The organism is Mycolicibacterium sp. Y3, assembly GCF_051188035.1.
GTDB lineage: Bacteria > Actinomycetota > Actinomycetes > Mycobacteriales > Mycobacteriaceae > Mycobacterium > Mycobacterium fluoranthenivorans.
Genome location: NZ_JAVQLT010000001.1, coordinates 1,780,827 through 1,793,696, shown reverse-complemented (window position 1 = coordinate 1,793,696; position 12,870 = coordinate 1,780,827). Strand labels below are relative to the sequence as shown.

The window sequence follows — 12,870 nt, the reverse complement described above, 5'->3', positions numbered from 1 at the left end:
CCTGCCGTTAGACGGCCCGCAGCGCGGACGGGATCAGCGGTTCGTCCAGCAGCCGGCCGAACCGCTCGGTGAGCGACACCTCGGCCGGGCGGGCGTCCAGCCAGCCGCGCAGCAAGCGGTATCCCTCGACGTAGGTGCTGGTGTAGGCCCGCCACAGCGGCGAGGACAGGAACTTCAGCATCTGCCGGGCCCGGGTCTCCGACGTCAGCAGCCAGGTGGACAGGTAGGCCACCACCTCGTCGACGTCGCGGTGCTCGTCGTGCAGCATCAGCGCCGCGTCCTGGCGCACATCGGCCAGCGCGGCGGAGGCCTCGGAGATGGCGGCGGCCCGCTCCCCGTCGAAGCGCAACCCGAGGTCGGCATAGATCTCGGCGGCCCATGGACCCCAGCCCTGCCCATTTCCCGTCGCTCCGCTCGCCTCGTCGCCGACGACCGCATAGAGCGCCAGGTCGGCCAGGCCCTCGGCCATCAGGCACTGCGGAGTGTTGACCAGGAAGATGGTCTGCTCGGCCTGACCGTCGCGGGCCACCAGGCCGGCCTCTTTGCGGCAGTGCTCGGTGTGGTGGCCGGGATAGGACTCGTGGGCCACCAGCCGCGGCAGATTCGACATCTGCTGTTTGAGGTCGGCGTTGACGGCGACGGTCGACTTGTAATCGCCGAGGTAGTAGTTGAATCCCGACCAGGGCTTGTCGGTGACCACCTCGTAGGTGATGGTCTCGGCCTCGGGCAGCGGATAGGTGGCGCGCACCTTGTCCCGTAGCGCCGAGGAGAACGCGTGGATGGCCTCCTCCAGGCGTGCCGGCGGGATCTCCTCACCGCTGCGGTAGGCGTGCATCCGTTCGGCCAGCGAGCCGGTGCCACCGACCACCTCGTCGAGCCGGCGGTGCGCATCGCGGTAGCGCTGCGGATCGCCCTTGACGATGTCGACGTCGAAGTACTCGCGCACCTCCTCGACGAAGCCCACCTGCTCGCCGGCGAACTTGCGTCCCGCGCAGGCCAGCGCCTTCAGATGTGCCGACAGATAGTCCGCCCGGGGACCGTCCAGGCCGCTTCCGGGCACCTGGGCGAGCAGTCGCTGCGCCTGTCGGGCCAGGTCGGCCGGATCGGGAGTGACCTCATCGGCCACCTGGCGGCGCAGCTGCGGATCGCCGGTGAAGGAGTCCACATAGCCCTCCTCGACCCGGTCGAAGCGCAGGCCGAGAAGGAGATACTCGCGAATCAGGGCCTCTGAATCCGTGCCGGCGTCCATGACGTCAACCGTAGATGCAAGACTGACCGCATGCCGCGGCCGAGTGAGCCGAGCCCATATGTGGAGTTCGACAGAGCCCAGTGGCGCGCGTTGCGTATGGCCACCCCCCTAGCGTTGTCCGAAGCGGAACTGCGCAGCCTGCGCGGCCTGGGTGAGCAGATCGACCTGCTTGAGGTGGAAGAGGTCTACCTGCCGCTGGCCCGGTTGATCCACCTGCAGGTCGCCGCGCATCAGTTGCTCTTCGCCGCCACCGCCGAGTTCCTCGGCGAGCAGACACCGGAGAACCCGGTGCCCTTCGTCATCGGAGTGGCCGGCAGCGTCGCCGTCGGGAAGTCCACCACCGCCCGTGTGCTCAAGGCACTGCTGGCGCGGTGGGAGAACCATCCTCGGGTCGACCTGGTGACCACCGACGGCTTCCTGTACCCGAATGCAGAGCTCGCACGCCGGAACATGATGCATCGCAAGGGCTTTCCGGAGAGCTACGACCGCAGGGCGCTGATGCGCTTCGTCACCGCGGTCAAATCCGGGGCGGAGGTGGCCTGCGCCCCGGTGTACTCACACCTGCTGTACGACATCGTGCCCGGTGAAAAGCAGCTGATCCGCCAGCCCGACATCCTCATCTTGGAGGGTCTCAATGTGCTGCAGACCGGGCCGGCCCTGATGGTCTCGGACCTGTTCGACTTCTCGCTGTACGTCGACGCCCGCATCGAGGACATCGAGCAGTGGTACATCTCCCGGTTCCTGTCGATGCGGGCCGGCGCCTTCGCCGACCCGGCCTCCCATTTCCACCACTACTCGACGCTGACCGACGAACAGGCGGTGTTCGCGGCCCGCGATATCTGGCATTCGATCAACCGGCCCAACCTGATCGACAACATCTTGCCGACCCGGCCCCGGGCAACACTGGTGCTGCGCAAGGACTCCGATCACTCGATCAACCGGCTGCGGCTGCGCAAGCTCTGAAACGGCGAGCGTTCAGATCCGGCGAAGACCGGCGTACTGCACGCTGCCGATGACCGCGGTGTACAGCGCACCCCCGAACAGCAGGGCGTAACCCCAGGTGCTCAGCGGCCAGATGCCGGCCTCGGCCAGTCCCACGAAGCCGACGGTGAACAGCGCGTTGGCGGTGATGGTGGCGATCGCACCGGGGCGCACCCGATCCCGGCCCGCGAGCCAGTACACGACCACGCCGTAGGCGAGGAAGAACACACCGAGGCCGTACTCGACGGCGACCGGGACCCCGGTCAGCGAGGACAGCCAGTCTGCGGCGGCGACGAACGGGATGCCGGTGATCCCGACGAGCACCGCGTCCAGGCGCATCGCGAAGCGGACCAACCCATCCCTGGCCCGTGTGGTGGGGGCGGTGAAAGTGGTCATCGAACGTTCCTTCCTGTTGGGGGGTGCGGAGAAGCCGGTGCGGGGGCATCACGCCAACCTCTAGCGGGACGACCCCGCACCGGGTCGGAGGGAGTCACGCCAGACGGCGCACTCCGAGGTACTGCCACCACGCGCAGCCGAGCGTGCACAGGACGACGGCCAGTGTCATCACGACGCCCGCGGTGGTGAGCGGTAGGACGCCCGCGATCAGTACGGCAAGCGTCCCGGCCGCGACGAGAAGGTTGGCGGTGACGACGCCGATCCCGATACGCCGCAGCGCCGGTGCGGCGGCCAGCAGGTAGAGCATGGCGCCGTAGCACACCAAGGCCGCGCCGGCGATCCACTCCGAGGCGGCCGACAGTCCGGACAGCCGGGACAGCGGATCGGCCGCCACCGCCACCAGCAGTCCGGTGGCGGCGCACACGGTGGCGTCGGCGCGCATGACGAACCGCAGCAGCGAATCCGAACTGTCGGTCAGCGGTGGCCGGGTGAGGGTGGCGGTCATATCGGGCTCCTCTTCGTCGAGGGTGCGGAACACCACCAACGTTGCGAGAAATCCACTGCCAGGTCTGCCCCGGTCGCTGCCAGACACTGCCAAGCCCAGCTCAGCCCGTGTGCGCCACCTGCCCGCCGCGCAGGTCGGCGGCGATGACGCGGGCCGCGGCGTTCTGCCAGTTGTGCAGGGACCGCTGCGGCACCTCGGTGACCAGCCACTGCCAGGCCTGTCGGGCCACCGGGTCGAGTCCGGATGCGGTGGCGTTCTGTGCGTAGGCGCGCACGCCGGCGACGTACGGGAAGTACAGCGAGTTGTAGTGCCGCCATTGCTCGCTGGTGCCGAAGTCGCCGCCGTCGCGTGGTTTCAGCGCGGCGATCCGGTCGGCCAACAGCGCCCTGAGTTCGTTGGCCCGCTCCAGCGGCTGATCGGGTGCGCCCCGAGAAGCGAGCCGGACATCGATGACGGGCAGCGCGGTGAGCGGACTGGCCACCAGCTTGGACAGGTCACCGTAGTGGCCCAGGGCGCGCCGGGTCAGGCGTGCGAACGCCTCGTCGTCGACCTGGTCCAGTGGGTGCGCCGAGCGCAGCGGCAGGGCGGACTCGGTGCGGCGCAACGCGGCACGGTCGGCCCGCAGTTCCGGGGAGCGCGAGAACGTGACCCGGTCCAGCAGTCCGGCCAGCGGATCGGCCAGCACGTTGATCGCGACGGCGATCGCGACGCTGGTGAACAGCAGTACCGTCAGCGCCGTCAGCGCCGTCCGCGCCGTCGGCCCCGCCACAGCGAGGCCGACCAGGGCCTGGCCGCCGAACACCAGGGCCACCACCGCCGTCGCCGTGAACGACCGCAGCATGTCGGCGCGCAGCGCCTGCCCCTCGTCGAAGGCGTCGGACAACGCGACGGCCACCCCCAGCAGGGCCACGTCGAACCCGGTGGACGCCAACGCAAGCCAACTGGGCACCAGGCCGAGCGGGATGACCAGGATGGCGTTGCCGAGCGCGAAGAACAGGGTGGCCACCACGACGAAGCGCACCACCGGGACCGGCTGGACGGGCCGCAGCGTCGTGGAGGCCATCGCCCCCAGCGACGACACCGACACCGCGGCGAACATCACCCAGTGGCCGGCGCGCAGCGGACCGTCGACGTTGCCCGCCATGGCGGCGCCGGTGAACGCCACCGCAGCCACCACCGCGACCGCCACGAACTCACGCGCCCGGCCGGGCGGGTTGTCCTGGGGGCGGGACAGTTCCAGCAACACCGCGAACCAGAAGATGCCGGGCAGCACGACGAGGTAGACCTCGACCTGACTCAGCAGATGCGTACTGCGCTCCGGCCCGCCGGCCGCCACCCGCACCGCGTCCAGTGCGACCACCGCGGCGAAACTGGTCAGCCCGGCCGCGGCCAGCGCCAGCACGGGCTTACGCGGATTCCGGGCGAGCAGATACAGGCCGAGCCACCAGCTGAGTGCGAAGACGACCGCCGACAGCCAGGCCATGGTGGTTACAGGCCGTGGCGCCGGTGGCGCCGGGTGTAGTCGCGCAGCGCGCGCAGGAAGTCGACGCGGCGGAAGGCCGGCCAGTGCGCCTCGGTGAACCACATCTCCGAATATGCGCTCTGCCACAACAGGAATCCGGAGAGACGTTGCTCACCCGAGGTGCGGATGACGAGGTCGGGATCGGGCTGCCCGGAGGTGTAGAGATTCTCCGAGATCGCGTCGACGGTGACCGCCTCGATGAGTTGTTCGGCGGTGGCACCGTTGGCGAGTTCTTTGCTCAACAGGGCCCGCACGGCGTCGACGATCTCCTGGCGACCGCCGTAGCCGACGGCCACATTGACATGGAAGGAACCGGGACCGGTGCTGGCCGTGCCGGCCGTACTCTCTACGGCCTCCCGGAGCCGGCGGGCGGGTTCCTCCCCGAGCAGTTCCAGGTCGCCGACGGTCCGCACGCTCCAGTGATTGGCCGGGGCGCAGATCTCCTCGACGACGTCGGTGATGATCTCGATGAGGGCCGACAACTCGTCCGGGTCGCGCCCGAGGTTCTCGGTGGACAACAGGTAGACGGTGGTCAGTTCGATTCCCGCGGCCTGGCACCAGCGCAGCATCTCGGCGATCTTGGCCGCACCCTTGCGGTAGCCGTAGCTGACATCGTCGTAGCCGGCGTCGCGTGCCCAGCGACGGTTGCCGTCGCACAACACGGCGATATGGCGAGGGAGTTCGGATTTCGAGCGGACCAGTTCGTTGCGCAACCGCATCTCGTACAGCCGGTACGCCGGCTCCTTGAGACGCGGGGGAATGATCTCCACGAAAATCAGACTACTGTGGCAACCAGGCTCCCCCATGCCAGTCAGTGGAGGTGACCCAGTCTGTGGAGGTGACGATGACAACTCCGATCGACGCCAGCCGGCCGTACCGGTCGGCGGCAGCCACCACCCAATCTTCCGACGATCCCGGCGACCTGCCTGCCGCCGTCGTCGACGGGGTGGCCCAGTTCCTGGGCAAGCCGCGCGCCCGCGGCTGGATCCACGTCTACTCGGCGATCGTCGCGTTTATCGCGGGTGCGGCGTTGGTATCGGTGTCGTGGTCGCTGCAGGGCACCCGCGCCGGTGTGTCGACCCTGATCTACACCTTCACCATCGTCGCGATGTTCACCGTCAGCGGCACCTACCATCGGGTCAACTGGACATCGCCGAACGCACGCAAGTGGATGAAGCGTCTGGACCACTCGACGATCTTCGTGTTCATCGCGGGCAGTTACACGCCGTTCGCCCTGCTGGCCCTGCCCGATTCCAAGGGCATGGTGCTGTTCTGGATCGTGTGGAGCGGTGCCGCCGCCGGGGTGCTGCTCAAGATGTTCTGGCCGTCCGCGCCGGCCTGGGTCGGCGTCCCGCTGTACCTGTTGTTGGGCTGGGTGGCGGCATGGTTCATCGGCCCGATCATGGATGGCGCGGGTGTCGCGGCGGTGGTGCTGCTGATCGTCGGCGGCGCGCTGTACAGCATCGGCGGTGTGCTTTACGGGCTGAAGTGGCCCAATCCGTGGCCGACCACCTTCGGTCACCACGAGTTCTTCCACGCCTGCACCGCGGTCGCGGCGATCTGCCACTACATCGCGATGTGGTTCGCAGTCTTCTAGTGGTTGGTGACGTTGTCCGGCCCCCAGTAGGCCTTCATCGAGGTGATCTTGGCGTCCGCGTCGAACGTCATGACGCTGATGATCTCGATGCTCATCCCGACGCCGTTGCCGAAGTCCAGCGATAACCGCCAGTAGAAGGCCGCCTCATGGCCGAGCGCGCGCAGGGTGTGGATCTCGGTCGTGCCCTTGACGTTCTCGATGTTGGCGTAGAAGCCGCGGATGGCCTGCCGACCGATGTGCACCTCGCCGCCGACCGGGTCCTCCAACGTGGCATCGGAGGCGTACAGCTCGACGACCTCGTCGGGTGCGCCCTTGGCGACCAGCTCGAGATAACGGTGAACGGTGGCGGTGATCTGCTCGGGAGTGGGCATGCGCCGCACGCTACACGGCGCGACTCAGCGCCGCGGCGAGATCCTCTGCCGTCGTCACCGGCAGATCGCAGGTCCGGCCGCGGCACACATACGCAGCGTCGCGCCCGGCGATGCGGTCCCTGCCGATCAGCAGTTCGGTGCTGTCCGCCGGGCCGCCGACGACGATCGCCCCTCCGGGTGCCAACATCCTTGCCGCGGTGAGCAGTTCGGAGTGGTCCGGATCGCAGGCGACGGCGATCTGGAGGGGGCCGCGGACCGCCGCTTCGGCCACCGCCAGCCAATGCCCACCGGAGCGCGCCGCCTTGCCCAGGATCGGGGTCGCCGCGGCCAGGGCGGCGTCCGCGGCCGTCGCGTAACGCTGCGTGGCAGTCAGGTGCGCGGCCAGTTGCAGCGCCTCGGCGACCAAGGACGCCCCCGACGGGGTCGCCCCGTCGAGTGGATCGGCCGGGCGCAGCACCAGGGTCTCGGCGTCGTCGGCGGTGTCGAACCAGCGCCCGTCGGCGTCGGCGAAGTGGGCGAGGGCGGTGTCGAGCAGTCCGGTCGCCTCGGGCAGCCACGAGCCAGTGAGCTGATACAGCGTCAGCAGCGCGGTGGCCAGTGCCGCGTAGTCCTCCAGAATTCCCGCGCTGCCACCGACCACCCCACCCATGCTGACCCGGCGCAGCCGGCCGTCGACGAGATGCAGGTTCAGCAGCGAACGAGCGCAATGCGTTGCGGCATCCAGATATTCGGGCTCCCCCAGCGCCACCGAGGCCTCGGCGAGCGCGGTGACGGCCAGCCCGTTCCAGGCGGTGACGATCTTGGCGTCCCGCCCGGGCTGGACCCGCTGCGCGCGTGCGGCCAGCAGCATGTGCCGGACCCGCGCGAACCGGGCCGCGTCGTCGGGATCCACCGGTAGCCGCAACACAGACGTCCCGCGCTCGAAGGTCCCCTCCTCGGTCACGCCGAAAAGCGAAGCGGCCCAAGGACCATCCTCGGCACCGAGGACCTCCCGCAACTGCTCCGGCGACCACACGTAGGTGAGGCCTTCCACCCCGCCGGAATCCGCGTCCAGGGACGAGATGAACATGCCGCCGTCGCCGAGCTCCTCGATCAGAAACCGGGCGGTCTCGCCGGCGATCCTGCGCGCGAACGGGTTTCCGGTACGCCGCGCCCAGTGTGCGTACACCCGCAGCAGCAACGCGTTGTCGTACAGCATCTTCTCGAAATGCGGTACCACCCAGGCATTGTCGACGCTGTAGCGGGCGAAGCCGCCGGCCAGCTGATCGTAGATACCTCCGCGGGCCATCGCCTGGCAGGTCCGCGCCACCACCTCGAGGCCGGTTCCGGTCCGCTCGTCATGTCGCAGCAGCGCTTCCAGCAGCGCCGACGGCGGGAACTTGGGCGCCCGCCCGAAACCGCCGTATGTGGGGTCCTCGTCGCGGAGCACGGCGGCCACCGCGTGGTCGCACAGCGCAGGCTCCAGTGCGGGACCACCGGACCGGGCAGTGGTCATCGCGCGCAGTTCGCCGGTGATGGCCTCGGACGCCTGTTCCACCTCGGCCCGACGCTCCCGCCAGGTCTGCTCGACCGCCGAGAGTAATTGCAGGAAACCATCTTTGGGGAAATAGGTGCCGGCGAAAAAGGGCCGGCCGTCCGGGGTGAGGAAGCATGTCATCGGCCAGCCACCCTGCCCGGTCAGTGCGATGGTGGCATTCATGTAGACCGCGTCCAGATCGGGGCGTTCCTCGCGGTCGACCTTGATGCAGACGAACGCGGCGTTCGCCGCCGCGGCGACCTCGAGATCCTCGAACGACTCGTGCGCCATCACGTGGCACCAATGACAGGCCGCGTATCCGATGGACAGCAGGATGGGGACATCCCGCTCGGCAGCCTCGGCCAGCGCCTCGGCGCTCCACTGCTGCCAGTGCACCGGGTTGTCGGCATGCTGGCGCAGGTACGGGCTGGTGGCCCCGCCGAGCGTGTTACCCCTTGGCGTCATCCTTGAACTCACCCGTCGTGCCCTCGTCGATGGCCTGATCCGGCTCCGGGTGCTCCGGGTCGAAAGACTCGGGCAGCTTCTTGAGGTGCCGATTCATCGACCACACCAGGGCGAAGGTGCCGATCAACAGGATGACGACCACGACAAGGCCCAGCGGACTGGCCTTACCGAAATCGGGCCCGGTATCGCGGGGCCCCTCCTCGGCGAGGAGGCCGGCGATCAGGATGAACGTATCGGTCATGTCTCGATTCCCGTGAACAGGTCTGTCTCGGGCAATTGCACCCGTACCCGCGAGCGCGCGAGTTCGAACTCCTCGGTCGGCCACAGCCGCTGCTGCCATTCGATGGGCGCGTGGAAGAAATCGCCGGTCGGGTCGATCTGGGTGGCATGGGCCCGCAGCGCGTCATCACGCTGCGAGAAGTAGTCCGAGCAGTGCACCCGGGTGGTGACCCGCCCCTCGAAGACGTCGAACTCGGGATCCCAGTGCTCCAGCCACTTGTCGAAGGGTCCGGTGCGGCCGTGCTTGACGAACTCGTCCTGCAGCATCTGCATGCGCCGGCGCAGGAAGCCGTGGTTGTAGTAGAGCTTGGACACGCTCCACGGCTCACCCGCGTCCGGGTAGCGCAGATAGTCGGCGGCGGCCTCGTAGGCGGCGACGCTGACCTCGTGGCAGCGAATGTGATCGGGGTGCGGATAGCCACCGTTCTCGTCGTAGGTGGTCAGCACGTGCGGCCGGAACTCCCGGATCACCCGCACCAGCCGTTCGACGGGTTCGGCCAGCGGCACCGCGGCGAAGCAGCCGTCGGGAAGCGGCGGCAGGGGATCGCCCTCGGGCAACCCGGAGTCGACGAAGCCCAGCCAGTGGTGCTCGACGCCGAGAATCTCGGCGGCCTTGGCCATCTCGTCGCGGCGCACCTCGGCGATCCGGCCGTGCACCTCAGGCAGGTCCATGGCCGGATTGAGGATGTCCCCGCGTTCTCCGCCGGTCAGCGTCACCACCATGACGCGGACACCTTCCGCCGCATACCGCGCGGTGGTCGCCGCACCCTTGCTGGATTCATCGTCCGGGTGGGCGTGCACCGCCATCAATCGCAGTTCAGTCATCTCGTCTCATCTAACGGTTTCTTTCCACAACCGCGGCCGCCGCCTCTTCATGCCCACGGTCCTATAGTTCCAGTCCTAGTAGAAGCAACCGACCGACGGGCAGCCAAAACCTTGACCATCGACCGTCCCGCCGCCCGATATGGGCGTGAGCGATTGTCCCGCAGTACCCGACGCCGGGTGGCCATCGGGTTGACCGCACTGATTGTGACGGCAGGGGTGGCCCTCGCGCTCGTCGCGTTCAACCGGCTGGGCGCCGGGGACGTCAAGGGCGAGCTCGGCGGGTACAAGCTGATCGACAACCAGACGGTGTCGGTGACCATCACGGTGACCCGTGCCGATCCGGGACGACCGGTGGTGTGCATCGTGCGGGCGCGGTCCAAGGACGGCGGCGAGGTGGGCCGGCGCGAAATCCTGGTCCCACCCTCGACCGAGACATCGGTGCAGGTCACCACCGAGGTGAAGACGACCAAGCCGCCCGCTGTCGGCGATATCTACGGCTGCGGCACCGATGTGCCCGCATATCTGCGAACCCCCTAGCCGCGCTCCCACGGGACCGCTGCGGGCGTCGGCACAACCAACGCCGAACAGCGAAATCATGAAAATCCGCTGACCCGTCGGTGGTAGACTGGCCCGATACACGGTTCCGGCTGGAGCCGTGTATTGCTGCTTTAGTACGCGATCTGCGGCTGCGAATGCGGCATCACGCCACAGCACTCACGCGGCGCAGCGCAAGAACAAACAACGACAGGAGCGCGAGGATATGACCGATACCCAGGTCACCTGGCTGACCCAAGAAGCACATGACCGGCTGAAGGTCGAGCTGGACCAGTTGATCGCCAACCGGCCCGTCATCGCCGCCGAGATCAACGACCGTCGCGAAGAGGGCGACCTGCGCGAGAACGGTGGCTACCACGCCGCCCGCGAGCAGCAGGGCCAGGAAGAAGCGCGCATCCGGCAGCTGCAGGAACTCCTGAACAGCGCCAAGGTCGGCGAAGCTCCCAAGCAGTCCGGCGTCGCGCTGCCCGGTTCCGTGGTGAAGGTGCAGTACGGCGACGACAAGACCGACACCGAGACCTTCCTGATCGCCACCCGCCAAGAGGGCGTCAGCGACGGCAAGCTGGAGGTCTACTCGCCGAAGTCACCGCTGGGCGAGGCGCTGCTCGACGCCAAGGTCGGCGATACCCGCAGCTACACGATTCCCAACGGCAACACCGTCACGGTGACCCTGCTCAGCGCGGAGCCGTATCACGCCTGAGGCTGCCGTCCTCGGCGACCGCTAGGGTTGATCCCCGATGGCCCAGATCGCCGAGGACCTGCTTCTGCTCCTGCTCGACAATTCGTCGGCCCTCCCCGGCCTTGAACGACGACGGCGTCAGCGCGTCGTCGGCGCGGCCGTACTGCTGGACCTCGCCCTTGCCTGCCGGGTCCGGCCCGCGGTCGACGGTGAACGCGTTGCCCCGGGGCATCTGGTCGCGCTGACCGGGACCGGTCCCCTGGACCCGGTGACCGGTCCCGCTTTCGAGCTCCTGCAACGCCGTCCCCTGCGGCCCGCGACCGCGTTGACCAAGCTGCGCAAGCACAGCGAGGACCACCTGGTGGGCTGGCTGGAGCACATCGGGCAGATCCGCCGGATGGCACAGCCCGACGCCTTGCCCCTCGTCCGCCGAGATCGCGTCGACGCGGCCCGCGCGGCCTTGCTGGCGGCGCTGTTCGACCGGCACCCTCCCCCACCGCCGACCGCGGCCATCATCTCGCTGCTGCACGCAGTGGACGGCCTCGGTGCCCTGCTGAGCCTCAACGACCGCGGCTGGCGCTGGGTACATGCCCGCGCCGGCGAGATCGCCCTGGGCAGCTGGGTCGACGAACAACCGACGGGGCTGGCGGAGGTCAACCTCGCGGTGACCGCGTCGGCGTTGCGGCAGGCGTTGGCCGGCTAACCGAGTGCGTGCTCGAGGTCGCCGAGCAGATCGGCGGATTCCTCGATACCGACCGACAACCGGACCAGATCGTCGGGCACCTCCAGCTGCGATCCCGCAGTAGAGGCATGCGTCATGGCGCCGGGATGCTCGATCAGCGACTCCACTCCGCCCAAAGATTCAGCGAGAATGAAAATCTCTGTGCGCGCGCACAATTCGTGGGCCGCGGCGCGTCCGCCCTTGAGCCGCACCGACACCATGCCACCGAAGCCGGTCATCTGCTTGGCCGCGACGGCATGCCCGGGATGGCTGTCCAGCCCCGGATACAACACCGACGCCACGGCTGGATGCTCGGCCAGGAACTCGGCGACCTTCGCCGCATTCTCGCTGTGCCGCTGCATCCGCAGCACCAGGGTCTTGAGGCCCCGCATGGTCAAGTAGGCGTCGAACGGGCCGGGCACCGCGCCCGCCCCGTTCTGCAGAAACCCGAACGCCGCGTCCAGTTCCTCGTCGCTGGTCAACAGGGCACCCCCCACCACATCGGAGTGCCCGCCGATGTACTTCGTGGTCGAATGCAGCACGATATCCGCCCCCAGGGTCAGCGGCTGCTGCAGCGCGGGTGAGGCAAAGGTGTTGTCCACCAGAAGTTTCGCGCCACGCGCACGGGCGACGGTGGCCAGCGCGGCGATATCGGCGATGTTGAGCAGCGGGTTGGTCGGTGTCTCGACCCAGATCAGCTTCGTCTGCGCGGTGATGGCCGCGGCGACGGCATCGATATCCGACAGCGGCACGGGCGTGTGGGTGATACCCCACTGGGTGAAGACCTTGTCGATCAGGCGGAAGGTGCCTCCGTAGGCATCATCGGGGATGACGACGTGGTCGCCTGGGCGCAGCACCGCGCGTAGTGCGCAATCGGTGGCGGCCATCCCGGAGCTGAACGCGCGCCCGTAGTCGGCCTGCTCGACGGCGGCCAGCGACGCCTCCAGCGCGGCCCGGGTCGGGTTACCGGTGCGGGCGTACTCGAACCCGCCCCGCAGGCCGCCCACACCGTCCTGGGCGAAGGTCGAACTGGCGTAGATGGGGGCGTTGACGGCGCCGGTGGCCGGATCCGGCCGGTAGCCCGCGTGGATCGCCCGGGTCGCCAGACCCTGCCACCGGTGTGCGTCCGAGGAACTCTTCTGCTCGCTCATACCCCTCAGGCTAGTGGTGCGCGCCGAACGCGAAACGGGGTGGACCGGATTGCGGTCC

The 12,870-nt window shown here is 68.5% G+C and carries 15 protein-coding genes; 5 read left to right on the top strand and 10 right to left on the bottom strand.

Going from position 1 to position 12,870, the window contains the following annotated elements; all coding sequences use genetic code 11:
• Positions 1 to 7 precede the first annotated feature (7 nt).
• The gene (locus QN239_RS08855; RefSeq protein ID WP_499009605.1) at positions 8 to 1,249 is read right to left on the bottom strand and encodes a DUF885 domain-containing protein; all 1,242 of its coding nucleotides are present in this window, start codon (positions 1,247 to 1,249) and stop codon (positions 8 to 10) included.
• Positions 1,250 to 1,279: 30 nt separating this feature from the next.
• Between QN239_RS08855 and coaA the strand changes: the two genes are divergently transcribed.
• Positions 1,280 to 2,212, top strand: a complete 933-nt coding sequence (coaA, locus tag QN239_RS08850; protein ID WP_499009604.1) for a type I pantothenate kinase — start codon at positions 1,280 to 1,282, stop codon at positions 2,210 to 2,212.
• 12 nt (positions 2,213 to 2,224) lie between these two features.
• On the opposite strand, the gene QN239_RS08845 is transcribed toward coaA, so the two are convergent.
• The 4 genes from QN239_RS08845 to QN239_RS08830 form a co-directional block, all read right to left on the bottom strand.
• On the bottom strand, positions 2,225 to 2,626 hold the full coding sequence (locus tag QN239_RS08845) for a hypothetical protein (protein ID WP_267294417.1): 402 nt from the start codon (positions 2,624 to 2,626) through the stop codon (positions 2,225 to 2,227).
• Positions 2,627 to 2,720: 94 nt separating this feature from the next.
• Positions 2,721 to 3,131, bottom strand: coding sequence for a hypothetical protein (locus tag QN239_RS08840; RefSeq protein WP_187099488.1), 411 nt, complete (start codon positions 3,129 to 3,131; stop codon positions 2,721 to 2,723).
• A gap of 100 nt (positions 3,132 to 3,231) precedes the next feature.
• Positions 3,232 to 4,614, bottom strand: coding sequence for a hypothetical protein (locus QN239_RS08835; RefSeq protein ID WP_499009601.1), 1,383 nt, complete (start codon positions 4,612 to 4,614; stop codon positions 3,232 to 3,234).
• A gap of 5 nt (positions 4,615 to 4,619) precedes the next feature.
• Positions 4,620 to 5,423, bottom strand: a complete 804-nt coding sequence (locus QN239_RS08830; RefSeq protein ID WP_499009599.1) for a (2Z,6E)-farnesyl diphosphate synthase — start codon at positions 5,421 to 5,423, stop codon at positions 4,620 to 4,622.
• Between the two features lie 74 nt (positions 5,424 to 5,497).
• Between QN239_RS08830 and trhA the strand changes: the two genes are divergently transcribed.
• Positions 5,498 to 6,250, top strand: a complete 753-nt coding sequence (gene trhA, locus QN239_RS08825) for a PAQR family membrane homeostasis protein TrhA (RefSeq protein ID WP_090362784.1) — start codon at positions 5,498 to 5,500, stop codon at positions 6,248 to 6,250.
• Here trhA and QN239_RS08820 read toward each other — a convergent pair.
• From QN239_RS08820 to mca, 4 genes are read right to left on the bottom strand one after another with little or no spacing between them, the layout of a single operon-like run.
• Entirely contained in the window at positions 6,247 to 6,621 is a 375-nt protein-coding gene (locus tag QN239_RS08820) for a nuclear transport factor 2 family protein (RefSeq protein ID WP_499009597.1), read from the bottom strand. The genes trhA and QN239_RS08820 overlap by 4 nt on opposite strands.
• Positions 6,622 to 6,631: 10 nt before the next feature.
• Positions 6,632 to 8,602 (bottom strand): thioredoxin domain-containing protein, encoded by a 1,971-nt coding sequence (locus QN239_RS08815; protein WP_499009595.1) that lies wholly within the window; start codon positions 8,600 to 8,602, stop codon positions 6,632 to 6,634.
• The gene (locus tag QN239_RS08810; RefSeq protein ID WP_090362646.1) at positions 8,586 to 8,843 is read right to left on the bottom strand and encodes a hypothetical protein; all 258 of its coding nucleotides are present in this window, start codon (positions 8,841 to 8,843) and stop codon (positions 8,586 to 8,588) included. The genes QN239_RS08815 and QN239_RS08810 overlap by 17 nt, the downstream gene beginning before the upstream one ends.
• Entirely contained in the window at positions 8,840 to 9,706 is an 867-nt protein-coding gene (mca, locus tag QN239_RS08805) for a mycothiol conjugate amidase Mca (RefSeq protein ID WP_499009593.1), read from the bottom strand. The genes QN239_RS08810 and mca overlap by 4 nt, the downstream gene beginning before the upstream one ends.
• A gap of 111 nt (positions 9,707 to 9,817) precedes the next feature.
• On the opposite strand from mca, the gene QN239_RS08800 reads away from it, so the two are divergent.
• From QN239_RS08800 to QN239_RS08790, 3 genes are all read left to right on the top strand, one after another.
• Entirely contained in the window at positions 9,818 to 10,243 is a 426-nt protein-coding gene (locus QN239_RS08800; protein WP_090362639.1) for a DUF4307 domain-containing protein, read from the top strand.
• Positions 10,244 to 10,466: 223 nt separating this feature from the next.
• Positions 10,467 to 10,961 (top strand): transcription elongation factor GreA, encoded by a 495-nt coding sequence (gene greA, locus QN239_RS08795; RefSeq protein WP_499009591.1) that lies wholly within the window; start codon positions 10,467 to 10,469, stop codon positions 10,959 to 10,961.
• Between the two features lie 37 nt (positions 10,962 to 10,998).
• Positions 10,999 to 11,643 carry a GPP34 family phosphoprotein gene (locus QN239_RS08790; protein WP_499009590.1) on the top strand — a complete coding sequence of 215 codons (645 nt, stop codon included), beginning with the start codon at positions 10,999 to 11,001 and terminating at the stop codon, positions 11,641 to 11,643.
• On the opposite strand, the gene QN239_RS08785 is transcribed toward QN239_RS08790, so the two are convergent.
• Positions 11,640 to 12,812 carry a cystathionine gamma-synthase gene (locus tag QN239_RS08785; RefSeq protein WP_090362630.1) on the bottom strand — a complete coding sequence of 391 codons (1,173 nt, stop codon included), beginning with the start codon at positions 12,810 to 12,812 and terminating at the stop codon, positions 11,640 to 11,642. The two genes, QN239_RS08790 and QN239_RS08785, sit on opposite strands and share 4 nt — an antisense overlap.
• Between the last annotated feature and the right edge of the window lie 58 nt (positions 12,813 to 12,870).

Coding starts and splice junctions, on each gene's coding strand:
- QN239_RS08855 (WP_499009605.1), bottom strand. CDS start 1,249: ATGGACGCCGGCACGGATTCAGAGGCCCTGATTCGCGAGTATCTCCTT.
- coaA (WP_499009604.1), top strand. CDS start 1,280: ATGCCGCGGCCGAGTGAGCCGAGCCCATATGTGGAGTTCGACAGAGCC.
- QN239_RS08845 (WP_267294417.1), bottom strand. CDS start 2,626: ATGACCACTTTCACCGCCCCCACCACACGGGCCAGGGATGGGTTGGTC.
- QN239_RS08840 (WP_187099488.1), bottom strand. CDS start 3,131: ATGACCGCCACCCTCACCCGGCCACCGCTGACCGACAGTTCGGATTCG.
- QN239_RS08835 (WP_499009601.1), bottom strand. CDS start 4,614: ATGGCCTGGCTGTCGGCGGTCGTCTTCGCACTCAGCTGGTGGCTCGGC.
- trhA (WP_090362784.1), top strand. CDS start 5,498: ATGACAACTCCGATCGACGCCAGCCGGCCGTACCGGTCGGCGGCAGCC.
- QN239_RS08820 (WP_499009597.1), bottom strand. CDS start 6,621: ATGCCCACTCCCGAGCAGATCACCGCCACCGTTCACCGTTATCTCGAG.
- QN239_RS08815 (WP_499009595.1), bottom strand. CDS start 8,602: ATGACGCCAAGGGGTAACACGCTCGGCGGGGCCACCAGCCCGTACCTG.
- QN239_RS08810 (WP_090362646.1), bottom strand. CDS start 8,843: ATGACCGATACGTTCATCCTGATCGCCGGCCTCCTCGCCGAGGAGGGG.
- mca (WP_499009593.1), bottom strand. CDS start 9,706: ATGACTGAACTGCGATTGATGGCGGTGCACGCCCACCCGGACGATGAA.
- greA (WP_499009591.1), top strand. CDS start 10,467: ATGACCGATACCCAGGTCACCTGGCTGACCCAAGAAGCACATGACCGG.
- QN239_RS08790 (WP_499009590.1), top strand. CDS start 10,999: ATGGCCCAGATCGCCGAGGACCTGCTTCTGCTCCTGCTCGACAATTCG.
- QN239_RS08785 (WP_090362630.1), bottom strand. CDS start 12,812: ATGAGCGAGCAGAAGAGTTCCTCGGACGCACACCGGTGGCAGGGTCTG.